This is a genomic window from Nostoc sp. LEGE 12454 (genome assembly GCF_056620565.1).
In genome coordinates, this window is sequence record NZ_JBWQXL010000010.1 from 113,923 (window position 1) to 137,451 (window position 23,529).

20 protein-coding genes are annotated in these 23,529 nt (G+C 40.6%); 9 read left to right on the plus strand and 11 right to left on the minus strand.

Annotation, left to right across the window (positions count from 1 at the left end; genetic code table 11):
- Nucleotides 1–61 precede the first annotated feature (61 nt).
- Together AC1F2U_RS13570 and AC1F2U_RS13575 are read left to right on the plus strand one after the other, a co-directional pair.
- Nucleotides 62–286 carry an indolepyruvate ferredoxin oxidoreductase subunit alpha gene (locus tag AC1F2U_RS13570; RefSeq protein ID WP_334728522.1) on the plus strand — a complete coding sequence of 75 codons (225 nt, stop codon included), beginning with the start codon at nt 62–64 and terminating at the stop codon, nt 284–286.
- Nucleotides 287–363: 77 nt separating this feature from the next.
- The gene (locus tag AC1F2U_RS13575) at nt 364–1,092 is read left to right on the plus strand and encodes an ABC transporter ATP-binding protein (protein WP_334843948.1); all 729 of its coding nucleotides are present in this window, start codon (nt 364–366) and stop codon (nt 1,090–1,092) included.
- Between the two features lie 372 nt (nt 1,093–1,464).
- On the opposite strand, the gene AC1F2U_RS13580 is transcribed toward AC1F2U_RS13575, so the two are convergent.
- Nucleotides 1,465–2,997: a SagB/ThcOx family dehydrogenase gene (locus tag AC1F2U_RS13580; protein WP_480261589.1), complete on the minus strand. Its 1,533-nt coding sequence runs from the start codon at nt 2,995–2,997 to the stop codon at nt 1,465–1,467.
- Nucleotides 2,998–3,306: 309 nt separating this feature from the next.
- On the opposite strand from AC1F2U_RS13580, the gene AC1F2U_RS13585 reads away from it, so the two are divergent.
- Nucleotides 3,307–4,155: an alpha/beta fold hydrolase gene (locus tag AC1F2U_RS13585; protein WP_480261679.1), complete on the plus strand. Its 849-nt coding sequence runs from the start codon at nt 3,307–3,309 to the stop codon at nt 4,153–4,155.
- 119 nt (nt 4,156–4,274) lie between these two features.
- On the opposite strand, the gene AC1F2U_RS13590 is transcribed toward AC1F2U_RS13585, so the two are convergent.
- Nucleotides 4,275–4,445 carry a hypothetical protein gene (locus tag AC1F2U_RS13590; protein ID WP_480261684.1) on the minus strand — a complete coding sequence of 57 codons (171 nt, stop codon included), beginning with the start codon at nt 4,443–4,445 and terminating at the stop codon, nt 4,275–4,277.
- On the opposite strand from AC1F2U_RS13590, the gene AC1F2U_RS13595 reads away from it, so the two are divergent.
- Nucleotides 4,380–6,080 carry a protein kinase domain-containing protein gene (locus AC1F2U_RS13595; protein WP_480261680.1) on the plus strand — a complete coding sequence of 567 codons (1,701 nt, stop codon included), beginning with the start codon at nt 4,380–4,382 and terminating at the stop codon, nt 6,078–6,080. The two genes, AC1F2U_RS13590 and AC1F2U_RS13595, sit on opposite strands and share 66 nt — an antisense overlap.
- Before the next feature lie 252 nt (nt 6,081–6,332).
- The gene (locus AC1F2U_RS13600) at nt 6,333–6,647 is read left to right on the plus strand and encodes a YkvA family protein (RefSeq protein ID WP_480261590.1); all 315 of its coding nucleotides are present in this window, start codon (nt 6,333–6,335) and stop codon (nt 6,645–6,647) included.
- Nucleotides 6,648–6,751: 104 nt separating this feature from the next.
- On the opposite strand, the gene AC1F2U_RS13605 is transcribed toward AC1F2U_RS13600, so the two are convergent.
- Both AC1F2U_RS13605 and AC1F2U_RS13610 read right to left on the minus strand, forming a co-directional pair.
- The gene (locus AC1F2U_RS13605; protein ID WP_194047259.1) at nt 6,752–7,129 is read right to left on the minus strand and encodes a GxxExxY protein; all 378 of its coding nucleotides are present in this window, start codon (nt 7,127–7,129) and stop codon (nt 6,752–6,754) included.
- 41 nt (nt 7,130–7,170) lie between these two features.
- Complete coding sequence (locus AC1F2U_RS13610; protein WP_480261591.1) at nt 7,171–10,377, minus strand: phosphorylase b kinase regulatory subunit alpha/beta; 3,207 nt, start codon at nt 10,375–10,377, stop codon at nt 7,171–7,173.
- 1,373 nt (nt 10,378–11,750) lie between these two features.
- On the opposite strand from AC1F2U_RS13610, the gene AC1F2U_RS13615 reads away from it, so the two are divergent.
- Complete coding sequence (locus AC1F2U_RS13615) at nt 11,751–12,872, plus strand: glycosyltransferase (RefSeq protein WP_480261592.1); 1,122 nt, start codon at nt 11,751–11,753, stop codon at nt 12,870–12,872.
- Between the two features lie 554 nt (nt 12,873–13,426).
- Nucleotides 13,427–14,779, plus strand: coding sequence for a magnesium transporter (gene mgtE, locus AC1F2U_RS13620; RefSeq protein WP_480261593.1), 1,353 nt, complete (start codon nt 13,427–13,429; stop codon nt 14,777–14,779).
- Nucleotides 14,780–14,865: 86 nt separating this feature from the next.
- Here the strand turns inward: mgtE and AC1F2U_RS13625 are convergent, their stop codons facing one another.
- Complete coding sequence (locus AC1F2U_RS13625; RefSeq protein ID WP_480261594.1) at nt 14,866–15,084, minus strand: hypothetical protein; 219 nt, start codon at nt 15,082–15,084, stop codon at nt 14,866–14,868.
- Between AC1F2U_RS13625 and AC1F2U_RS13630 the strand changes: the two genes are divergently transcribed.
- Nucleotides 15,058–16,071, plus strand: coding sequence for an aspartate carbamoyltransferase catalytic subunit (locus AC1F2U_RS13630; protein ID WP_480261595.1), 1,014 nt, complete (start codon nt 15,058–15,060; stop codon nt 16,069–16,071). The two genes, AC1F2U_RS13625 and AC1F2U_RS13630, sit on opposite strands and share 27 nt — an antisense overlap.
- Nucleotides 16,072–16,243: 172 nt before the next feature.
- Nucleotides 16,244–16,684 carry a pentapeptide repeat-containing protein gene (locus tag AC1F2U_RS13635; protein ID WP_480261596.1) on the plus strand — a complete coding sequence of 147 codons (441 nt, stop codon included), beginning with the start codon at nt 16,244–16,246 and terminating at the stop codon, nt 16,682–16,684.
- 65 nt (nt 16,685–16,749) lie between these two features.
- On the opposite strand, the gene AC1F2U_RS13640 is transcribed toward AC1F2U_RS13635, so the two are convergent.
- The 6 genes from AC1F2U_RS13640 to AC1F2U_RS13665 form a co-directional block, all read right to left on the minus strand.
- Nucleotides 16,750–18,090, minus strand: a complete 1,341-nt coding sequence (locus tag AC1F2U_RS13640) for a TldD/PmbA family protein (RefSeq protein WP_480261597.1) — start codon at nt 18,088–18,090, stop codon at nt 16,750–16,752.
- 132 nt (nt 18,091–18,222) lie between these two features.
- Nucleotides 18,223–19,695, minus strand: coding sequence for a TldD/PmbA family protein (locus tag AC1F2U_RS13645; protein WP_480261598.1), 1,473 nt, complete (start codon nt 19,693–19,695; stop codon nt 18,223–18,225).
- Nucleotides 19,696–20,005: 310 nt separating this feature from the next.
- Nucleotides 20,006–20,830, minus strand: a complete 825-nt coding sequence (locus AC1F2U_RS13650) for a glycosyltransferase family 2 protein (RefSeq protein WP_480261599.1) — start codon at nt 20,828–20,830, stop codon at nt 20,006–20,008.
- 45 nt (nt 20,831–20,875) lie between these two features.
- Nucleotides 20,876–22,180: an NAD(P)/FAD-dependent oxidoreductase gene (locus tag AC1F2U_RS13655; protein WP_480261600.1), complete on the minus strand. Its 1,305-nt coding sequence runs from the start codon at nt 22,178–22,180 to the stop codon at nt 20,876–20,878.
- 81 nt (nt 22,181–22,261) lie between these two features.
- The gene (locus tag AC1F2U_RS13660) at nt 22,262–22,618 is read right to left on the minus strand and encodes an EamA family transporter (protein ID WP_480261601.1); all 357 of its coding nucleotides are present in this window, start codon (nt 22,616–22,618) and stop codon (nt 22,262–22,264) included.
- A gap of 18 nt (nt 22,619–22,636) precedes the next feature.
- Nucleotides 22,637–23,026: an EamA family transporter gene (locus AC1F2U_RS13665; protein ID WP_480261602.1), complete on the minus strand. Its 390-nt coding sequence runs from the start codon at nt 23,024–23,026 to the stop codon at nt 22,637–22,639.
- Between the last annotated feature and the right edge of the window lie 503 nt (nt 23,027–23,529).

The following is a 23,529-nucleotide window of genomic DNA, read 5'->3' on the forward strand; positions in this document are numbered from 1 at the left end:
CTGCTCTCCCCTCCCCTGCTAGTCTAGAAATAGCCGATACAGAAAAGAGGGAATCGAGAACATGCCGCATACAATTGTTACAGAAGTCTGTGAAGGCGTTGCTGACTGCGTAGATGCTTGTCCAGTAGCTTGTATTCATGATGGCCCAGGCAAAAATACCAAGGGAACTGATTGGTACTGGATTGACTTTGCCACTTGCATCGACTGTGGTATCTGTCTCCAAGTTTGCCCTGTAGAAGGGGCAATTCTTCCAGAAGAACGACCAGAGTTGCAAAAAACTCCGTAATAGTCCATAGTCAACAGTCAATAGTCAATAGTTATGTTTGACTTGACTGTTGACCAATGACAAATGACAAATGACCAATGACTAATGACTATTTATTAGAAGTTCAAAATGTTCACGCTGGATACATCAAAGATGTAGATATCCTGCAAGGTGTGAATTTTCAGGTTGCACCAGGGGAATTGGTGACAGTGATTGGCCCCAACGGTGCAGGTAAATCTACTTTGGCAAAAGCAATTTTTGGGCTTTTGATCCCCCACACAGGCACAATTACCTTCAAAGGTGAAAATATCGTGGGGTTAAAGTCCAATCAAATTGTCCAACGAGGAATGTGCTACGTACCGCAAATCGCCAATGTTTTCCCTTCTCTGAGTGTTGAAGAGAACTTGGAGATGGGTGCTTTTGTGCTTAACGTTCCCCTAAAACCAATTAAAGATAGAATATTTACTATGTTTCCTAGACTAAGCGATCGCCGTCGTCAACGTGCTGGTACTCTCTCTGGAGGAGAACGCCAGATGCTAGCGATGGGCAAAGCTTTGATGTTGGAACCTGGTTTGCTGATTTTAGATGAGCCATCTGCTGCTTTGTCGCCGATTTTGGTGACACAAGTGTTCGAGCAGATTAAACAAATTAATCAGGCAGGTACTGCGATCGTATTAGTAGAACAAAATGCCCGTAAAGCTTTAGAGATGGCTAATCGTGGATATGTATTAGAATCGGGACGTGATGCGATCTCCGGCCCTGGTGAAGAATTGTTGAATGACCCGAAAGTGGGTGAGCTATATCTGGGAGCAGGTAAGAGACATTAACCCTTTTGAATCACTCTTGCCCCATTCAACATAACACCAGCTTAATATCGGAGCTTCACCAGTCTATAGCGATGACTAGGTTGGGCTGCGCCGACGCTATCTATAACTAATACAAAAGCCATAACACTACCTGCCACTACCGCGACCGTCGTTTTCGATGCTCAAAGAATTCTCCCTAATAATCCGTTTCTAATCACATCTACAGCTAGTCGAGAGGCAAAACAGGACATTCATTCAGGAAAAACTGAGTAAAACGTAAATTACCCGGATTTACCAAAATTCCATTCGCATTTGTAGCCCCGTAAGCTTGCACAGAGACGTAAAGGACAGAGAAAGAAACTCTCTAGACTCTCGGCGTCTCTGGGATTATTTTTATCTTGGGCGTCCCAATGTAGTGATATATAAAACAGCTTCATCAGCAGGAATACTCAAAACTTCATTTACTTGGTCGTCAAAGAATCCACCGATACCACTGACGCCTACATTTAGGTGCATTGCTGCTAAATTCAGGCGTTGTCCCAAATGACCGGCATCCATGTGCAAGTAACGGTAAACGCGATCGCCATATTGTGCGATCGCAGCTTTCAAGTCGGCTGTATGAAATAACACCGCTGCTGCATCCCGTCCCAATTCTTGTCCCAAACAGAGAAAATGTAACTCTCGCCGAAAGTTTTTAAACCGGATTTGGCGTAATTCTTGGGCTTTAGGCGCGTAATAGTAACAACCCGCCTCCAGTCCTTTGACTCCGCAAACAGCAATAAATGTTTCGATTAAATTTAGATCGAAGTAGTCTGGAGAAATATCTAAGCTTTGGTCGATGTAATTTTGCGGTTGGTAAGTGAAATCGAGTAAACTTTTCAATTCATCGAAGCTTAAATCATCACCATTGTAAGCGCGGGTAGAGCGTCGCTTATACATAGTGGTTTCCAGTTCTGATAGTTTTTGTCCCCAGTTTATAGGTGCGGTGTTGGTGGGAATTTTTAAACAGAAAGGAAAATTGTATTTATCCTCTAAAGATTTTTCTTGTTTAATAGTTGGTAGATTAAGATTACCAGTTACACCTGATTGGATCTGGGTGTGTCGATGGAAATATGTTAGTAGTTCGCCATCAGGGATTTGAGGATAACTGGTTTCGGTGGCGGAAGGTAAAGCAGTACATCCCAATGGCAAATTTTGATTCACATCTAACAAGTCTGCCAGAGGTAAGACAGCGATCGCACCTTCTTGTTGCGGATCGACATAAAGCAGATCGTTGACTGATTCATCCACAAAGCCGCCGATTAAATGGGGGCGATAATCAGTAACCGCACCAGCTAACTCGATATTGCCCAACAGATGTCCCGTATCCAGAAAAATCCGCCGATAAGCCCGATCTTCATAGCGCCAAGCAGAACGGTAGAAAACCGCAGTCACAATAATTGCTAATTGGGTATTTTCTAAAGAAGGATGCCAGAAACAAGCTGCTTGGAGAGTTTGCCAAACATCACTTTCCCAATAATGCATGAGAGAATGAGTTCGACACTGGTAGTTATATAGACCAGGCGGCAATAACGACGTACCACGGGAAACCACATACACTTCAGCAGGGTATAGTCCGCCTGCACTGGGAGCAGCGCGTAAATACACTGCACTACCCATAGAAGGCATTTTCGCCGTCAATCCATAACTGCGAAACAATAGCCGTGAAAGTCTTTGCCACCATTGAGCATCTGGATTATTAGCATAAGCCTCTGCTCTTTCTTGGATATAGGGTTTGAGATCAAAAGTAGAGCCAATTTTGTACTCTTTGAAGGGCACTGGCTGTTTAGTCCAGTCTAACCGCTGACTTTTGGAAGCAAGAGTCTCAGGGTTGTATTTAGTCCGTTCGTGATAATGCTGGGCAATCGATTGGTGTAATTCTGGCATAGTACTTTTAATATCCTTGGGGCATCCTTTTCTTGATCTTGGCATTCATTAGCCTCATTATTTCGTGTCAATTGGTACAATCCTCAGAGTCATAAAGTGGTAAATGGTAACAATTGGATTTGTCATTAGTCATTAGTCATTAGTCATTGGTCATTTGTCATTTGTCATTGGTCATTAATTATCCTCCCCTGCCCCCCTGCTCCTCTGCTCCCCTGCTCCTCGGTAACAGAGCGTAGCCGAAGTGCTGCTCCCCATCTTCTTCCGCAGTACTATATAAACGCAAAACTATCTAAGCCTGGATGTGCAATGATGCCTGTACGTCAAACTTTATCAAAGCCTGAGATCCAACTTTCTTATTTAGAATGGAATCAAGGTCAAGAACCTTTACTGCTGTTACATGGCTTAGGCGATCATGCTCTGGTGTGGTCTAGTTTAGGAGATTACTTGGCGGGAGACTACCACATAGTTGCGCCAGATATGCGCGGACATGGCCAAAGTAGTAAACCAAAGATAGATTATAGCTTTGAGAGTGCGATCGCAGACCTTGAAGCACTCATGGATAGTCTTGGATGGACTTTTGCCCATATTGTAAGTCACTCCTGGACAGGCAAATTAGCTGCTATCTGGGCAAGGCAAAATCCAAAGCGTTTACGGAGTATAATTCTCGTCGATCCGATTTTTATCTGGAAAATGCCCAGCCTTCTCAGGGTAACTTTCCCAATGTTATATCGCTTCTTGCCTTTTCTTAAAAGCATGGGGCCCTTTGCCAATCAGGAAGAAGCCGAACAGCAAGCACGGCAATTAAAGCAATATCAAGGATGGAGTTCCTTACAGCAGCAAGTCTTCCAAGCAGGAATAGAACAAAAACCCGATGGGACTTGGGGCAGCAAATTTACCATAGCCGCCCGCGACGGCATTTTTGAGGCAGTGATGCAAGTGCCCGGTTTTACAATTCCCCTTGACACCCCTGCCCTATTCGTCCAGCCAAAACAAGGGCTGAACCGCCAAAATTGGCAAATTCAACCCTACAAAACCTATCTTCAAAACTTACGTATCTGCCAAGTTCCCGGCAATCATTGGCCATTTTTGACACAACCAGAGGCATTTAACCAAACTGTGGCAGCTTTCTTGGCAGAACACAGATCAAAAATCTCATGATTATTAGACGGGATTAGTCATACAGCAACAGAAGAATTAATAGGAGCGATGTCTAGGGGGATTGGGCATCCCTTCGGCTACGTTCAGGGCAAGTGGGCATAAGAGGCACAGGGGAAAACTTACTGCAATTTCTCCCCTGCTCCCCTGCTCCCCTGCTTCCCTGCTCCCCTGCTCCCTGCTTCCCCACTCCCCACTCCCCTGTTATGAGCCTTTGTATCAACCCTATTTGCCCTAAACCAAATCACCCGAATAATCATCAAAACCGCTTTTGTCAAAGTTGTGGTTCCCATCTAGAATTGCTAGGGCGTTATCGGGTGACATGCCTGTTGAGTGACAAAACAGGTTTTAGTAAAGTTTATGAGGCATACGAGCAAGATACCCCCAAAATTCTCAAGATACTCAAAGAAGATTTATCAGGCGACGCCAAAGCAGTAGAACTATTTCAACAAGAAGTAACCGTGTTGGGACAATTCAAGCATCCCGGAATTCCCAAAGAAGATAGTTACTTCCAGTATCAAACTCGAAATGGTTTAGTGTTGCATTGCATTGCAATGGAAAAAATCGATGGCTACAACTTAGAACAGTGGCTACAGCAGCAAGATAGCCCCATATCCCAAGAACAAGCCATAGACTGGTTAAGACAGTTGATAAAAATTTTAGATGTAGTACATAGCAAACAGTACCTACATCGAGATATTAAGCCATCTAATATCATGATTAGATCCCCCCTTGAGCAGGATTGGGGGAATCTAGTACTGATTGATTTTGGCACCGCCAGTGAAATTAATAAAACCTACCAAGACCAACTAAGCAATGGCGACAAGATGACAGCACTTATGTCATCTGGCTACAGCGCCCCAGAACAAATGAATGGTCAAGCAGTACCGCAGTCAGATTTCTTTGCTTTGGGACGCACTTTTGTATTTTTGCTGACAGGACACCATCCTTTGGAGATGTATGATGTCCAGCAAAATTTGTTGCACTGGCAAAATCATGCTACCCATATTTCACCCTTACTATTGAATTTAATTGATTGGCTAACAGCATCAGATATAGAACAACGTCCTGCCAGTACTCAAGAAATTTTGCATTCCCTAGAAGAAATAGAAAATCAATTAACAGATACGACTCCAACAAATAGTAATATCTTAGAATCTGCTAACCTTGAACATTTAACTGTAGATATTAATAACAACTCATTACCTCCAAATAAGCAACCAGAAAAAGTGCCGATATTAGCATTTTTTGCAGTTCTATTAGTAATATTAGGATTACTTAGTATAATGGCTTTAGCCACGCAAAAATCAGATTTTTCTAAAACATCTTCTTACAGACAATATCCAGAAAAAAAAGGTAATATTGATTACTTTGCTTATCAAGAAGGTAGGGATAGTCAGGGAAGGATAGCTGAATTCAATATAGCGGTTTTATCACTAAAATATAAATGGCTTTTAGGTAGCAACTTTCAAATTAAATCCAATAATGAAATTATTAGTATTGACCTTTTAAAGTTAAATTTAGAACAAGAAGGTATAGAGAATATAATGGAAGCTCCCAATGAGATTATCTCTGTTGGTACAGCTTCTTGCAAAGGTGATAGATTAATTCAAGAACGTGTGGCTTTAGAACGTTCAAAACAAATACAACTTTTGGCTAAAAAATTATTTATTAATACACCAAGTGTCAAAAGTTATCGCTTATTGAATTTGGGTCAATTTCAACGGAGTGATTGTCAGGCAAATCAGGATTTAACGACATATCAGACAAGTGTGATAATTATTGGTGTTAAAAGAGAATCATCAGGTGTCATTATTGACGAGGCGCTACGGAATAGGTTAGAAAAGAAGCCTTTTGCTGATTTTAAATTAGAAGATTATTCTTTGGGATCTGCACAGAAGTTTAAGACTATACCGGGCAATTTATAAAATCTCTAGCAAAGTAAAAAAATCAGTCTATAGGCATATCTCTTATGGCTAGAGCAGCAGATATCAGCACTCATCGATTAATCAGCCCTATAAACAAACAACTTTCGCCTGTTTGGGATGAACCCGCTACCTACTTATTTGTCTTTGTTGACAGATTACTAGTAGCGTCTTCCAGACTAACTAGGACGGTTATTCGCACCGTGAGTTTTTAGCATAATTTGCCAAAATAAAAGATAACCGGAGGTTCAAAATATGAAATTTTCAATCCAATCACTTTACACCTGGTATCGCAGTGTGCTTCGTAACCCCAAGTACCGTTGGTGGGTAATTTTAGGAACGTTGGTCTATTTGGTCAGCCCATTTGATGTTCTTCCAGATTTTATACCCGTTGTGGGACAGATTGATGATGTTTTCCTTTTGACTCTGTTAGTTAGTGAAGTGTCTGGGCTAGTTATTGAGGGTTGGAAAGCTCGTAAGGGTGATGTGGGTACTGAAGTACCTAATACTACTGAGGGTTCTACCTCTAGTCGAAGCACTATTGATGTTGATGCTGTTTCTGTTAAGTAGTTTTAATAAAACCCCTGCTTTTGGAATCGGAGGTGGGGGATATTTTTTTTCAACGCAAAGGGGCGCGGAGGGAAGCGCGGAGGTTCGCGGAGGATGAGAGGGAGTTAGAGGTTGTTGGCTACGCGTTTGATACCTTCTTTGAGGTGGAGGACGTTAAAGTTGAGGAGAAGACCTAGTTTGCAGTTTGCGAGTTTGAGATAGGTTAGGAGTTGAACGGAGTGAATTGGGTGGAAGGACTCTACAGATTTAATCTCTACAATTACTTGGTTTTCGACAATCAAATCTAATCGATAAACACATTCCAATTGCACATCTTGATAAACTAAGGGCAATGGAATTTGCTTACCAACATTCAATCCGGCTTTCTTCAACTCATAATCCAAGCACTCCTCATAAGCCGACTCCAATAAACCAGGCCCCAAAGCAGTATGCACCCTCATCGCACAACCAATAATCACCCCACTCAACTCATTCTCTCTCATCCTCTGCGTTCCTCTGCGCTTCCCTTTGCGATCCTTTGCGTTTAAAAATCCTTCACAAATTCCGTCAAGAATCTAAACGCCTTCAAAATATAACTAGCGCAATCTCTAGGAGAAGTATTGTAAAACGATCGCCACGCACTCGCTTTATCCTCGTCATAGCGATCGCTGCGATGATTATGATTCTCTAACCATGCCAATCGCACCGCATGGCCGATTAACACATCCAACACGATATATTCTTCAATTTGCAACTTGGGATTATTGGCAGCGATCGCTGCTAATTCTATTAATGCTTCAATATTAACTTGGCGGTATTCTGTAGCTTCGATTTTATTCAGCAAATGCTCAACCAACAGAGCAAAATTCCTTTCCCCAGCTGTCATTTCCGACAGCATTATCTCGCTATCTAAACGATTGCGCCGCTCTAGTTTATCGCCAATTACTAGACCCTTGCAATGTTGCATTAATAGCCAAACTTGCTTAAAAAATTCTTTTGGTACGCGCCCCGTCGCACCTTCAGCTTGACGAAACCGCCGCCAACCACCCGGCGGAACTTCTATACCTTCGGCGATTCCTGGTAATACCACCCAAGCAATATCACTTTCTTTTTGTTTGACGTGCAGTGATTCTTGCTGGCGCAACAGGTTACTCATGCCAGTATATCCAGTTAATACCTGACGCAAGCGCATTTTCACTTCAAAGGGTGAAAGTTGCATTAAGTAATCGTAAGCTTCATCTTGAGTAACATGCAATTCCCGCGCTAGTTCGCTGGTTATTAACAGGATGAGATAGCCGACTCTCAGCGTTAGTAGTCCCTGAAATAGTTCGGGTTCGGAGCGAATTAAGATACCAACATAGATTAAAATCTCTTGAGTGAGGACGCGATCGCGGATATCTTCACGACAAAAATGGTTAATTTTATCGGCAATTTCATCGTGGGACATGGGTACGGTAATCAAGGACGCTTCGCTGTAAGCTTTACCCACAGCAATTTGCTTACCTCGCACCAAAATACTCGTTACTGCATCTGATAGGCTGATATCAACCATTTGCCGTAATCCCGCAGCCCGACGCACTACTGCCCAAATGCCTAAATCTCCAGCTTTGGTATAAACTTCATCAAGCAAATCGCCTACTGTGACAGGATATCCTGGCCCACCATATCCTGTATCAAATTTCATTCCCTGCAAACGAGTTAAAGTTTGCAATAACTCAATTTGCTCGTAAATATTCTCTGATGCACGCAAATAAGAAAGTAATAATCCGAAGTTGGTTTCATACTCCATTTGAAATTCTTGAGTATGTCCTAAGCGCCAGTTTTTATCAGGATGATAAGCTAGATAATAGCAACGTGGACTAGCATTTTTTACTGGCGATCGCGAAAATTCTGCATTTGGTAAAAAATCAATTCTTTGAATTCCGGCTGTTAGCATTAGCTGATTTAGCCGCCCTAATTTCACCCGCACGCCGTTACAAACACCATCTTTGAGTTCTTGCATCAGTTCTAGTAATGCTTCAGAACCACTTTCTAACATGGTGTGCGTCAACATTAAAGTCAGAGTTGGACGCCCTAAATCGCTCCAATATTTTTGGATGTAAGCTAGTTCGCTTCTAATTTGATCCAGCAAAAAATGGTAATCAAGAGTTAAGTAGAACTGTTGGGAGTCAGAAAATGAAGGCAAAAATACAATTGTTTCACCACGAATTCGAAAGATTCTAGATGTTGTTAAACTCCGCAGTCGTCGCACTGGGCGGCCAGTTAAACCAAGTTTGTCGTTACGTCCAATTTGGGTATAAATAGCTGAAAATTCTCCAGCTTTTCTCACTTGAATCGGTTCAACTTGGGTAGGCGTTTGTGCTTCGATTCCGTGAACTTCTAGTTTTTTCTGTAAATCTTCATCTTCTGCTAATAAAGCAATTTGTACCAATGCCTCGCGCTGTTTCCCCACACACAAATGTCTTCCCAAAGGGTCGATATCACCAACCGCGATTAAACCTTCACTCAACATTTCGCTGAGAAAATATAAACTTTGTGCCCATACCAAAGGAATATTTTCATTGGGTAAACGTGGTTGCGTTTGAGGTGCTAACTTTTCTGCCTCTATGTTTTCTGCGGGAACATAATAAAGTTCTGGCAATAAATGCAAGCCGTTTTGTTCTATGAGTAATGATTCTAAAAGATTTTGGTATTTTTTAACTTGTTCTTGTTCGCCGCGAAATAATCCATCTAGAACTAAATAAGTGAAAAATAACGGCCATTCGCATTCAATATGCTCAAATTGCTTGAGTTCCCACGGTTCGTAGTGCAAGCGCTGATGATCTTCTAAAACGGTTTGGTGTCCATCACGCAGAAAGCGTTTGCAGCCGTATTTACCTGCGAGTTTATTAATAATATCGTTTAAAGTGCGATCGCGTAACTCCAAATCTTCCACTGCAAAGGCAGGATAACTAATAATACTTAACAGCGCCGCATCAATTTCTTTAGAACCAGATTCCCTCGGTAATAAAGATTCTAGAGTGATCCGGGCGCGGGCGATTTCATCTGGTAGCACATGAATTACCGATGCTTGACTACCACGCACACCAAACAAATCCAGTCCGTTGATAGCTTCTAAAGCAGCTTTTGCCATGCCTACAGAACTGGCATTTAACTCAGCACTACCACGATTAATTTTATTCCCACGTTCCCAAATGCCGTAATCTGGTGTGCGGTAAGCTCGTCCAATGTAGTAAACTAAATTTTGGACGAAATTGACTTCATCAATTGTATAAATTATTGGCAATCCTGCTGCCGTCATTTGCGCCAATATCAGCAAAAATATAGATGTGGCATCAAGTTGCAAATGTCCCCATTCATCATCACCAACAACAATGTCACCCGTTGCGGTATTATATTTAGCGTGCAGTCCATCTAGTAGGGACTGAGTATGTTTAAATGTCTCTACTTTATGAGCCTGTCGCATCATCGCAAATAGCAACCCGCGCATCAGTTTAATGACACTGTGTTCTAATTCATAGGTGCGTCCTTTGTCGTCGTCAATCTTGCGGTATGCAAGCCCTAAACCCCAAACTGCCAAAATGCTGTAAACGTTGTCTCGCACCCAGGCATCAGTATAATCGCCGTGGGCTGTAATCGCTGTGCTTGCAGGTAGTAAACCCGTAATTGGATTTTGACGAGTCAGGATAATCGTTTTGATTTGCTGGTAGTAATAGTCCAGGCGAGTTAGCAATTTGGTAGATGTTTTCATGGTTTGGTTCAGAACAACTTGCAAAATTTGACCCCTTAAAGGAGTGGGTTTCTTGCACTTGGGCTATGGAGAATGGGACATTGAGATGGGATTTTGTACCGTAGAGCATACGGAAACGTAAATCTTCTCTAGAAATCTCGATCTCTGCGTGGGTGGAAAAATCCCTCCAAGTAAGTCGAGTCTTAGAAAGAGGAACTCTCAAGAGTGGTCTTGGGAATCCACTATTGATTGGGTGTACTAAATCATATCGTGTCTGATTGAACAATACCTTCGCCAATTTACGAGGGTGAGTTGGTATATTAACTCCCTTGTCTCTTGGGTTCAGTAAAAACAATAAGTCCTAAAAATTCCTTCAAGGTTTCCCGCAAGCTTTTTTACGTATCACCTTCACGGGTATTGGGTTTGACCCTCCAAGCTACTTTGTCAGCTAAACACCCATGTATCAGTCTTTTTGCCATTTTTGCCAAAATTTTTGTAGGCTCTTATTTTGGCAAACGTACTGATTGAAGACTTATCATTAAGATCGCTGAGGTGAGGGCTTTTTGGGCTTTGTGCATAGATTCGGGAATTATAACTAATTAGCCGAACATAATATTCAGTGCTGGGATGATGTCAAAAAATCAAGAGTGCCTAACTCCTAAGGATGAGCTTATGGTAGTCTAAACTAAATCATTACTCCGAGGTTATGCTTATGCTGGTATAAACTAAATCATTTTTTTATAAAAATATTTATTAAATAAATATAATTTTAATGTAAATATGTTTTAATATTGATGTGTTTATGTTAAATATTCAGCAAATAATTGCAGTCAAGAAAGGGAGGTTATCCTCAAACCAATCAAGTTTAATAAAAAATAGGGCTTATAGACTTTACAAATAAATCATTTTGTGCATTTACAATATCAAGACCTCGGTTCAGCCTTTTACAAAGCATATAAAGCATATTTTATTAGTTGCGTAGGCGAGCATTTACCGCAGGCATCGCAATAGAAGCCTTGAAAAGCATAGTTGCTATTTTGCCTTCTCTGTCAATGCCTAAGTCATAAAAAATTAATCAGTTTGTTGACATAATAAATATCCTAGTTTGCTTTATTAGAATCTAAGATATTTACTAAATAATAGTTTAATGAAAAATTATTATTTCACTTACTAACATAAATAATTAAAGCTCTGATTTAGACTAGTATTAACTTGAAAAAATTACAAATTGGTATTGTTATTGCTATTGTGAATAAATCAGATAACTGCGATTTTATATAAAATAGCAGTAGGTAAAACCAAGGGCGTAAATATATAAAGAACTTAAAATTTTTTTAGCCAACATCTTGTTCATTTTTCGGAAAAAAATATTAATTTTAAATAGGAGTAACACAATGAAAACAGTTGGGATGTATCGTCGAGCTTATCCAAGAGTATCAGAAACTTTTATCGGAGAACAAGCCCATAATTTACAAACATACAAACCGTTATTTCTGACTTGTAAACTATTAGAAGAAATTCCTTTTGACAATATTGCTATTAGTAATAATGACCAATGGAAAATTAAGCAATTATTTCATATACTTTCTGCTTCACCAAATATGTTTGGAAAAGAGGCTGAACTAAAAAATTTAAAATTAATTCACGCACATTTTGGGCCAGATGGTATTTACGCAATGCGATTGGCAGAGAAATTAAATATTCCTTTCATCGTTACATTTTACGGTTTTGATATCACAGTTTCACGTCGCTCTATGTGGCTGTCAGGTAATCCAGCATTCTATCAATTTCTTTTACATGAAGAAGAATTAAAACAAAAAACATCTAAATTTATTGCTTTTTCTAGTTTTTTGTATAAAAAGATGATTGAATATGGTTATCCTGAAGATAAAATTATTAAACTAAATAGTGGTATAGATTTAGAAAAATTTGCTCCAGCCAGTGAATCAAAAGGTGAAAGATATATTTTATGTGTAGGCAGACATACTGAAAAAAAAGGAATTGATACCCTATTAAAAGCCTTTGCCCGGATTGCCAGTAAGCATCCAGATGTGTCAGTTATCCAAATTGGAAATGGCACAATGACTGAAAACTTTAAAAGTCTAGCAGATGAGCTTGGTATTAGTAATAGAGTCAATTTTATGGGGGCAAAACCTTATGAAGTGATTCAAAAAACCATGAGAAATGCAGAAGTATTTTCTCTACCCAGCCAAACAGCAAAAAATGGTGATAGCGAAGGTTTACCCCTTTCAATATTGGAAGCCGCCGCTTCTGGTTTACCAATAGCCTCTACCTGGCATAGCGCTATCCCTGATGCTATTTTAGATGGAGAAACTGGCTTTTTAGTTGATGAAAAAGACGATCGATCTCTCGCGGAAAAATTAGATATTCTTTTATCCGATCGGGCTTTAGCTAAAAGTATGGGTAAAAAAGGACGAGAGTTTATCTGCGAAAATTTTGATATTCACAAGCAAACTGCCAAGCTAGAAGCTATTTATGATTTAGTAATCAGTTAACGACACTCAAGTAATACCAATTCTTTATTAAGACGCATAGAAAGAACCCCACCGCCTACGCCACCTCCCCGATGCTTTGGGCAGGTTGGGAGGGGTGAAAATAATGTGTACACTTCGCATAAAATTGGTATAAGAGTATCTCAATTTAGATTACTGAACTTCAAGTATTTGTTAATAGGCAGAAGTTTTTTAATCCCTTGTTTGCAGACGACTCTCCTTTTTTTACGCATCCGTATGCTTATTTATTCGCGATCGCCAGATATCACAGATTTTATCAGTAGAAAAATTTACTCTGATTACAGAATAATTCCTCAAAAATCAGGGTAGTAAGCTCAAAAATGCACGTAAAGCTACTAAAGATATAAAATTTTCTCAGGATCTACCGGACAGTGCTGTTCCGGGTTAGGATGATGACTAGCAATGCTTTGATTTAGCTATCGATATTGATTTGTTGAAATTTTATGGACCATAGTCCACAAGATGGCAGTATCAACCTCCTCTGAGCTGTGGTGAGGAAGTCTCCCAGCGCGGGGGAGACTTAGGAGATATATATCATGCTCACAGAAGATATTCGTGATTTGTTGACTGATACTACCGATTTAAACCAGTTGAAATGGGATTTAAATCGCTTGCAACCTGTGGATGTGGGAGACTACATTACACAATTGCCCGAACAACAACGGGCGATCGCATTCCGTTTACTCAATAAAGGTCAGGCAATTGATGTATTTGAATATCTGCCGACAGAGGTGCAGGAAGAACTAATTAATTCTCTGCATGATGTCCAGGTAGTGCATCTTGTAGAAGAGATGAGTCCCGACGAACGGGCAGAATTATTTGATGAACTACCTGCTGGGGTAATTAAACGGCTATTGCAAGAACTGAGTCCAGAACAAAGGCAAGCAACAGCAACGATTCTCGGCTATCCAGAAGGTACTGCTGGGCGGGTGATGACAACCGAATATGTCCGGTTGCGACAAGGTTTGACTGTCGGTGAAGCCTTGAGCAAGATCCGCCGTCAGGACGAAGACAAGGAGTCGATTTACTACGCCTACGTCACAGATGACAACCGGACGCTGGTGAGAGTAGTTTCACTACGGCAATTGCTGTTTACCTTTCCCGATGTTTTCATTAAAGATATTGCTAGCGATCGCGTCATCAAAGTGAAAACTGAAACTCCTCAGGAAGAAGTGGCGCGAATTATGCAGCGCTACGACTTAATCGCGATCCCCGTAGTCGATCGAGAAGACCGATTGGTGGGCATTGTCACCATTGATGATGTCATGGATATTTTGGAAGAGGAAGCCACAGAAGATATCCAAAAACTAGCGGGTGTGAGTGGTGATGAAGTTGCCTTATCCTCTCCCTTACTCACCATTCGCAATCGCTTACCTTGGCTATTGGGGATCATGGCTCTGTATATTGGTGCAGCCAGTGCGATCGCCCCTTTTCAATCTGTAATCGCCGCAGTGCCAGTTCTAGCAGTCATCATGCCGATTTTTTCTAACACTGGTGGTACTGTCGGTATTCAATCATTAACGGTGACAATTCGAGGCTTGGGAGTAGGAGAGGTAACACCCAAAGATACCTTAAAAATTCTCCGCAAGGAACTTCTAGCTGGTTTAGGTACAGCCCTAGCTTTGGCCACAACCATGATCCTACTTTCCTTAATTTGGGCGCAACCCCAAGAGCGATGGGTGGCTTTAATTGCCGGAATGGTAATGGCAACTAATACAATTGTAGCTGTCACACTCGGCACTTTACTGCCAATGGGTTTGACACGGCTGAAGCTTGACCCTGCCTTGGTTAGTGGTCCATTAGTGACTACAATGCTAGATACAATCGGGTTTTTAACATTCCTCAGCCTAATTTCTCTAGCTTTAAACGTTTTCCATTTACCAGCATGAAGGGATTGGGCATTGGGCAAAAGAGGCAGAGGGGCAAAGGGGCAGAGGAGCAGAGGGGAAGACTTAGGTGATTTCTGACAAAGAATCTACCCAGGTTGACGAGTTTCGACTTCGCTCAACTCTCGATTCTTTAGTTGGTTGAGCGAAGTCGAAACCAACGGCAGCGGTAGATTTATTAACGGAAATTGCCTTACTGCTACTTCTCCTCTGCTCCCCTGCTCCTCTGCTCCCCTGCTCCCCTGCTCCCCTGCTCCCCTTGTCCCCACTCCCCAAATTCTATGCCTACTACTACCTGGAATCGTCATCACATTCTTTCCCTAGCTGACTTTACTACCACTGAATACGATACAGTTTTGCAAACTGCTGCCAGCTTTCAAGAAGTGCTATCACGGCGGACAAAAAAAGTACCAACCTTGCAGGGACAGGTGGTGGCGAATTTATTTTTTGAATCGTCTACGCGCACCCGCAGCAGTTTTGAACTCGCTGCCAAACGCTTAAGTGCAGATACCCTGAACTTCGCCGCCGCCACATCTTCTATGACTAAAGGAGAAACAATTCTCGACACGGCGAAAACCTATTTGGCGATGGGAACTGATATTATGGTAGTCCGCCATCGAGAGGCAGGAGTAGCAAACGCGATCGCGGCTGAAATGGATCGTCTAAGTGTACGAGTTAGCGTCCTCAATGCTGGTGATGGTCAACATGAACATCCTTCCCAAGCACTGCTAGATTTATTTACCATAACTACTCTAATTGACCCAGATCATCCGCGACTGGAACTTTTAAAGGGGAAAAAGATTGCCATTATTGGGGATATTCTCCATTCTCGCGTAGCGCGATCGAATATTTGGAGTTTAATTGCCAGTGGTGCCGAAGTGCATCTGGCAGCACCGCCAACCCTTTTACCTAAATTCTTTGCCGAGTTTATCTCGGAGGAAGTAGAAGGCAGAAATTATTCCCCCAATCCCCAACTTTTTCTACACTGGCAGCTAGAACCAGCTTTGCAGAATGCAGATTTTGTCATGACTTTACGTCTGCAAAAAGAACGGATGACGGCTCATTTGCTGCCAAGTTTGCGAGAATATCATCAACTGTTTGGCATTACACGCACAAAACTGGAACTTTGTAAATCTAACGTCAAAGTTTTGCATCCAGGCCCAGTCAACCGTGGTGTTGAAATTAGTTCTGAATTGATGGATGACCCAGAATTTAGTCTCATTCAATCACAAGTTACTAGCGGTGTTGCTGTTCGGATGGCACTGTTGTACCTATTAGGTAGCGGCAAGGCTTAATATAATTTCAGTTTGAAATTTACTCCCATCGGACTACCTAACGGAAAAATACCTAGTCTCATAGAAAATATATGTTCCTCCGATCGCATGAGGACAGAATTCTGTAATCTTGGCACACTGGTATCGTAGAAGATCAGAATTTCATGACTTCTAGAAGTGTCCGAGGTAAATTATGAAACGAATTTTTTTGACGGCAGCAGCCATACTCAGCACGCTATCTTTAGCTGCTCCCATTCCCGTCAAAGCAGAAAATTCCGCCCCTGTCCGCCGCTTGTTAGAAACTAGAGAATGTTCGGGATGCAATCTAGCAGGAGCTAACCTCAAAGGCGCTCATCTAATCGGTGCTGACTTGAGAAATGCAAATTTAAAAGGAGCTAATCTCGAAGGTGCTAACTTAGAAGGTGCAGATTTAACTGGAGCTAATTTAAAGTCTGCTAATCTTACACAAGCATTTGTTAGCGATACGATGTTAAATAATGCCAATCTTACCAACGTGAATTTGAGTAATTCCCGTTTATATAATAGTGACGTAGATGGCGCTGTTTTAGCTGGTGTTGATTTAAGTGGTGCTGATGTATTTAATACTGCCATTAGCATTGGTGGTGAATACTAATGCTCGGTCATGATTTCAAAGTGCAGAGTTAAGAGTTAAACTCTTAACTCTGCACTTCCTAAGTTTTATTCGCCGGTAATTGATAGTTCATTAACCCAGATTTTCGGGCAAACTCCCCCTGGCGTTAACTCTGGCTCTTTTTCTACATAAATAATTGACTTCAAAAGTTCCAAGAAATCGCCAGCAACAGTTGCTGACTCAATACTCGTTCTTACTCCCTTATTAACTAGCCAACCATCAAACGGCAAAGAAAAGGAACCTTGCAAGGATTTAACTCCAGCATGGAGAGCTTGTAAATCATCAATAAAAATCACATTTTCAGCAGTTTCTAAGCTCAACTCTTGCTCAGGAGTTACTGTTGAAAATACGTGATAAAAATTTGGACTAACGCTGACTTTTGCGCCAATACTAGCATTACCCGTTGGCTGGGCATTTAACCTTTTAGCAGTGCCAGCACTGTGGAGAAAGCTTGTTAAAACGCCATTTTCAATCAGCGAAACCTGACGAGTAGGAGTTCCTTCACCATCGAAAGTTTCTGCACCTACGTTAGCTGGGTGAAGTGCATCATCAACAACTGAAAGCAGAGGAGAAGCTATTTGCTTACCTAAATCATCAGGAGTAGATAGACTTTGATTGTCTAAAATACTTTGGGCATTGAACAAGTTAGAAAAAGCACCCAACAGACTTAAGAAAGCTTCCGCAGAGAAAACAACTCGATATTTACCAGTTTTGATTTTTTCATAATTCAAGTGACTGATAGTTTTATCGGCGGTTTCTTTGATGCAACCATTAATATCTAGATTATCTAAACTCTGGTTGATTCTATAAGCGCCTGCACTGCGAGGTTTTTTCCCTTCTTCCTCAGTTTTGCTGTAAAGATAAACTGATGCTAAGGAGTGAGATTCAGTTCTCACCGCACCGTCGCTATTAAGATAAAATCTGTCAATATCTCTTTGAGACAAACCATTATAAGGTACACCTTTAATTGCTGGGTGAGCTGCCAGTAATTCTTTTTCAGCTATCAACAATTTTTCTATAAGTTCAGCAACAGGTGCTTGAGGTGCCTTATGCAGAGGTTTACTTGGAATCGGAACAGTCGCCTCTGGACTAAAATCAGGGACATTTTCTTTAACACCAAAGAAACTGGCTTCATAAGCAGTTTTCAAAGCTAATTCCAGTCCCTTGGGGTCTACATCTGTGGTGCTGGTGACACCCATCGTATTATCTTCATTCCACACACGAACAGTAACACCAGAGCGGTTTGAAGCTTTGACTTGTTTTGGCTCACCTTGGTCTACTTGCACGTTAGTGTCATCTACTGTTGAGCCGTAAATGTCGAATTTCTTAATACCAAGCTTATCAGCATTGTCCTTGGCAGAATTTGCAATTTCATTTATATTCGGCATAGTCAATTTTTAGATTTTGGATTTTCTTGCTCCCTACTTCAGACTGGGAGTGTAATGATAGAAGGCTTCTGCCTCCTAGATAAAATAGCCACCAGGAAGGCGTTTCCAGGTAGAACCTGGAATTTGATAAAGTTATCTTCCACCTACGGTAATAGAATCAACCTTGATGTGGGGTTGTCCTACCGTGGTGTAAATACTGCCACTGACGGAACCACAAAAGCCTGGTGCAATTTCCAAATCTTGAGAACACATGGAAATTTTATTCATGATTTCCTTGGCTTCACCAATGAGAATTGCTCCCTTTAGCGGTTTGGTGATTTTGCCATTTTCAATCAAATAAGCTTCATCAACACTAAAGTTAAATTGGCCTGTAGCACCAACGCTACCACCACCCATTTTTTTACAGTAAATACCTTTATCAACAGAGGCAAATAATTCATCATTGCTATATTCGCCAGAATCAATATAAGTATTACGCATCCGGCTAGCAGCGGCATAAGTATAATTTTGGCGGCGTCCACTTCCAGTTCTGGGGTGTCCGGTGCGTGAGGAACCTGTTCTATCTGCTAAGAAGTTTTTCAGAACGCCTTTTTCAATTAAGAGGGTTCTTTGAGCCGGCATACCTTCGTCATCCATGTCAATTGTCCCGAAGGCATTTTCAGAGCGCCCTTCATCCCAGGCTGTCAAACTTTCGTGGGCAATTTTTTCGCCTTTTTTGTCAGCAAAGGGTGTGGTATTACGTTCAATTTGAGTGGTTTCGAGTAAGTGTCCGCAAGCTTCGTGGAAGATTACGCCGCCAAAGTGATTGGCCATAATGATGGGATAAGTACCCGATTCCACGTAATCTGCGTAGAGCATTTTTCCAGCCGATTCTGATATTTTCTCGGCGGCTTGTTGAGAATCCCAAGTTCTCAAGAAGTTGGCATCACTAGTGTTACCCGCGCGATCGCCAATTGAGGTACGATTAGCACCATCAGCACACAACAGGTTAAATCCTACTGACTGCGTGAGGCGAATATCACGTGCAAAAGTCCCGTCACTAGCGGCGATTAAAACTTCTTGCCAATCTCGGAAATAGGTAGCACGGCGCGATTGAACGTGGCTAGCTTTTTGCTTCAGGTGGGCTGTACCATCTAGGAGAATTTCTCCCATTTCTCGGATGGAGCTACACACTGGTAGCCATGCATCTTTACCTCTTTTGGTAGCGTAATCTCTCAGTAATTCTAGGTTTATTTCTGGGATGAAAGCCTTAGCAGTGGGTAGTTGCAATCCCAAGATAGAAAGACCTTTTTCTAAGGCTGCTTTCAAACCGGAAAAAGAAAGGTCATTGGTGCTAACGTAGCAGTCAGCTTTACCGCGAAAGACTCTGACTCCCGCGCCTGTAGACAGACTGGGTGAAATACTCGTGATAGCGTCATCTTCTGCAAGAGAACTAATATAGTTGCGACGCTCTAAAAATAATTCGATGAAGTCAGCACCAGCGGCGCGTCCTAGTCCCAGAAGGGTAGCCAGGGGGGCTTCCCAGGTTTCATCGAAACGCTCTGGTGTGGAGGAATATTGGAGAGTGGGAAGTTGATTCGAGAGAAGTAGCGTACTTGTAAGCATGGGGTAGCCTCGTCTGCTGGCGTAGTTCAGAGATTTGACTGAAAAATCCTGGTGTGTTCAGTCTAACAAATGAGCAAAAGCCACAGTTGCTAGAAAAACGTGTGGATTTCCCTCCCCTTTTACAACGCTTTGGCAAATCCGCCCACAGACTAGAAATTTGGAGCTATTTTACGAATAACTCAGAAGTCAGAATACAAAAGCGGAGCAAGGAAAGCTCCGCTTTTGTATAAGTGTAGAATAAAATACAGTTATATTTATGTATTTACTGGCACTCTTCTCAACTAAAGAATCCAGACTTTTCTTCTCAGGTTTATTTACGGTTTGCCATTCTCAGTGGAATTCTGAGTGTTTCTTGCTGTTTGAAAGTCTGACCTAAATTGGAAGTCTGCTCTGTTGATACTAGATTCTTAAACAAAAGCTTTAGCGTTCGAGTAATAGTTTTAAGAATTTTCATTTTGCTAGCAGTCGGCTTTTCATCGTATCTCAAAACCATTGGAATTTCTACGATTTTTGGTTTGAGGGCTTTGGCTTTCAACAGTAAATCTATCATGCAAGCAAATCCACTTTCAGTGAATAGATTTTCCCCATAATACATGTCTAGTTTACTGAGGAAAGTACGGTTATACAGTCTGTAACCACAAGTGTAGTCTTTTACGCCTGGTACACGGGCGGCAATTCTGAAAAGCCAGCTGGCTCCGTAACTCATCAGCTCTCTAAATTTTGATAAGCCGATGACTTTAGAACCTTTTCGATATCTAGACGCGATCGCAATATCATAGCTACCAGCTATCATAGTGTCATACATTTTTATTAATAGCTCTGGTGGTTGAGTATTATCACAATCCATCGCAGCTAAAAAATCACCTTCTTTGGAAATTTCCAAGAAAGTTGTAAAACCTGTTTTAATTGCTTGACCTAAACCAGCATTTTTGGGATGTTGGACTAATTTTAGTAATATACCTAGTGATTGAGATTCATCTATTGCAGTCTGAGCAGTTTTATCGCTACTGCCATCATCGACAAGAATCAATTCTATCTCTATATTAAATATTTGCTGCAATGTTTGAAACTTTTTGAACAAGGGTCGAATTGATTCTTGCTCGTTATATGCGGGTAAAAGAACAAAAAGACTCATAAAGACCTCGTGTGATTTTTAAAATAAAGTGTGATTACTCAAATTTCAAGAATTCAATAATGCTGATTTTTTGAGAAATTCATCGACTTGTCGAACTACTGCGTTGTTGTTGACGCTATCATTGACCAATTGTGAGGTGTTGACGACGAAAAAATCATCATTTTCAGTAGTCACTTTGGGAACAAGACTGGAATAATTTAAAACTTGTAGTGGCTGTACTTTAATCGCTCGATTAATATGTGCTGCCACAATGTCATCTGCTTTGAGTTCTGGAAACATTAAACGTATACCTTGGAAAAATATTGGACGTAATTCGTCATCTGGTTGTTTTAACAACGGGTCAGTGGAAAGGATATATTTTGGTAGGAATGTAATGTGATACCCTGCTGTCTCTTGTAAAGAAACTAAGTTACTCATACCGATAACTCCGGTAAAAGGAATATTTTTATCGGCAATATTCACTACGTAATAAGGAACTAGAGGCTTACGAGTAATCAGTACCATGCAGATTACACCCAGGTATTCTACTGTTTCAGTAGTGTCTGCAACTTTCACCAGTTCCCTCGCAGCAACCTGTTGCAAAATATTAACTGGCCCAGTAAAGATGACTTTATCAAAATGCTCTTTTTTACCCTGAGATTCTACCCACATTCCACCCCCTGGATGAGGTGCAATATATTCAACTGCAACACCTTTGTGGATATTACCTCCAGCCGCATAAATTAATTTTTCTACATGGTCAAAAACAGTTTTATAACCGCCAGAGACATAACCAAGTTGTTCTTTATTTAATGAAGAATCACGTGCTGAAAATAGTCGTTTGATATAAGCCCAGATAAAAACTGCTGATATTCGCTTATAGTTTTCTCCTAATTTTGATAAAAGCAAAGGTTTCCAGAGCTTTTCGTATGTATTTTTACCACCAAGTTTTAATAGCCAATCTTCAACTAAAATCTTCTCTAAGCGCCGCCAGTTATTAAGGCGCGAACCATATAGTAGAGTAAAAGCTAATCTGATTTTACCTAAAAGTCCAAATAGAGGAAAACGCAGAAATTCTATACTATTACTAATAGAATAAAACTTTCTATTGTCATAAAAGCCTGTTAAACTTCGATGCCAACGCAGTTTATCTCCAAGACCAATATCTCTGATAAAATTTATTAAGTGAGTATCAGAAGGTAGGATGACGTGATAAAAGCGATCCCAGGTAAATAATCCGTAATCATGATAGGTAGTAAGTCCACCAAGCTGCTTATTACTATCAAAGACAGTGACTTGATGTCCTTGATGTGAAAGACGTTGAGCTAATACTAGCCCAGTTATACCTCCGCCAACGATACCTATATTCATAAATTAAATTTAGATTTTGTGAAAATGTTTTAGAGGATGATGTTCGGAAACTGTTAATATTAATAATCTGATAATAAAAGATTAATGTACAACTAGAATTACGCCAGTTATAATAACGGAAATTCCTAACCATTGGCTAAACATAACCTCTTCTTTTAAAAGATGGTGAGAAGCAATGGGTACAAATGCATACATTAATCCTAAAACTGGAAAGGCTTGACTTAAAGGAATTGTCCGCAATACATAAAGCCACAATATAGTCATAAATGTATAGCAGATAAACCAAATTAAAAAATAACGAGATAATAAGAGATTTTTGAGAGAGCCGCTTTCTCCTTTATTAGAGTTAGAGATGTAAAGTCCATATTTGAGTGAGAGTTGAGCAGTTGTTCCAAACAAAACAACAAGCATTAAATTTAACCAAGTAAAAATACCCATTTTTAACTTTTCAAATAATTATCTAAATTTGAGCTTTTTTATGGGGTTAACTACTAAAAGAACACCCAAAAAGATAGTGATTACTCCTACTATTCGAGTTAACGTAATCACCTCATGAAAAAAGTAGTATGAGCCGAAAAGTATCCCGACATAATTTAAACTCGTCAGTGGATAAGCAATACTCAATTTTACAGATCGCAGAGCCAATATCCAATTTACTATTCCTAAACAATAGACAGTAATAGCTAATGATAATTTTTGAAGAAAATCCCAAGTAAAGACTCCCTCATTTGTATAAATCATGGCATTCTTCATTAGCAGTTGTCCACAGATACTAAGTAAAATACTTACAAATAAAATAATATAAGGGGTTATTTTAAAGTTTGAACTTTCTGACATGGATTTCATAGTACTTTGCCTTAATCAAGATAGTAGGTATGAACCTGATAGTAAAAAACCAGTCATTTTAAACGTTTCATATCTCGGCAACACTTTTCTACAATTCGATCTCCACTTCAGTAAATAGACAACAAAATTAGGAAGGCTATGTTAAAGTGACTGATATCAAAATGATCTTTGAAGCTCATGCCTTAGAGTTAAAAACTAAATACTATGCAATATTCCTGGATGGTTGCTCTATCATGGCAACGTTCGATATGATTGGTAGTAAAGCACGCTCAATTGTTTGACTGGATTATACTCTCAACCAAACCAGTTTATTGCTTGGTAATTAGCACAATCAATTTAGAGTTTGCCTAACTGTGAATTACAGATATTTTCTGTGATACCCAGGTTTGCTCTAACACTATTTTTAGCGCGATCGCGATAATCTAATAGTGGATGCAGACATAGAGAAGGTTGAGAACTTTGTCACAAATTCTCTATACATACACAAAGTTTGCAATGTGCGT

Coding starts and splice junctions, on each gene's coding strand:
- AC1F2U_RS13570 (WP_334728522.1), top strand. CDS start 62: ATGCCGCATACAATTGTTACAGAAGTCTGTGAAGGCGTTGCTGACTGC.
- AC1F2U_RS13575 (WP_334843948.1), top strand. CDS start 364: ATGACTAATGACTATTTATTAGAAGTTCAAAATGTTCACGCTGGATAC.
- AC1F2U_RS13580 (WP_480261589.1), bottom strand. CDS start 2,997: ATGCCAGAATTACACCAATCGATTGCCCAGCATTATCACGAACGGACT.
- AC1F2U_RS13585 (WP_480261679.1), top strand. CDS start 3,307: ATGCCTGTACGTCAAACTTTATCAAAGCCTGAGATCCAACTTTCTTAT.
- AC1F2U_RS13590 (WP_480261684.1), bottom strand. CDS start 4,445: ATGGGAACCACAACTTTGACAAAAGCGGTTTTGATGATTATTCGGGTG.
- AC1F2U_RS13600 (WP_480261590.1), top strand. CDS start 6,333: ATGAAATTTTCAATCCAATCACTTTACACCTGGTATCGCAGTGTGCTT.
- AC1F2U_RS13605 (WP_194047259.1), bottom strand. CDS start 7,129: ATGAGAGAGAATGAGTTGAGTGGGGTGATTATTGGTTGTGCGATGAGG.
- AC1F2U_RS13610 (WP_480261591.1), bottom strand. CDS start 10,377: ATGAAAACATCTACCAAATTGCTAACTCGCCTGGACTATTACTACCAG.
- AC1F2U_RS13615 (WP_480261592.1), top strand. CDS start 11,751: ATGAAAACAGTTGGGATGTATCGTCGAGCTTATCCAAGAGTATCAGAA.
- mgtE (WP_480261593.1), top strand. CDS start 13,427: ATGCTCACAGAAGATATTCGTGATTTGTTGACTGATACTACCGATTTA.
- AC1F2U_RS13630 (WP_480261595.1), top strand. CDS start 15,058: ATGCCTACTACTACCTGGAATCGTCATCACATTCTTTCCCTAGCTGAC.
- AC1F2U_RS13625 (WP_480261594.1), bottom strand. CDS start 15,084: ATGACGATTCCAGGTAGTAGTAGGCATAGAATTTGGGGAGTGGGGACA.
- AC1F2U_RS13635 (WP_480261596.1), top strand. CDS start 16,244: ATGAAACGAATTTTTTTGACGGCAGCAGCCATACTCAGCACGCTATCT.
- AC1F2U_RS13640 (WP_480261597.1), bottom strand. CDS start 18,090: ATGCCGAATATAAATGAAATTGCAAATTCTGCCAAGGACAATGCTGAT.
- AC1F2U_RS13645 (WP_480261598.1), bottom strand. CDS start 19,695: ATGCTTACAAGTACGCTACTTCTCTCGAATCAACTTCCCACTCTCCAA.
- AC1F2U_RS13650 (WP_480261599.1), bottom strand. CDS start 20,830: ATGAGTCTTTTTGTTCTTTTACCCGCATATAACGAGCAAGAATCAATT.
- AC1F2U_RS13655 (WP_480261600.1), bottom strand. CDS start 22,180: ATGAATATAGGTATCGTTGGCGGAGGTATAACTGGGCTAGTATTAGCT.
- AC1F2U_RS13660 (WP_480261601.1), bottom strand. CDS start 22,618: ATGGGTATTTTTACTTGGTTAAATTTAATGCTTGTTGTTTTGTTTGGA.
- AC1F2U_RS13665 (WP_480261602.1), bottom strand. CDS start 23,026: ATGAAATCCATGTCAGAAAGTTCAAACTTTAAAATAACCCCTTATATT.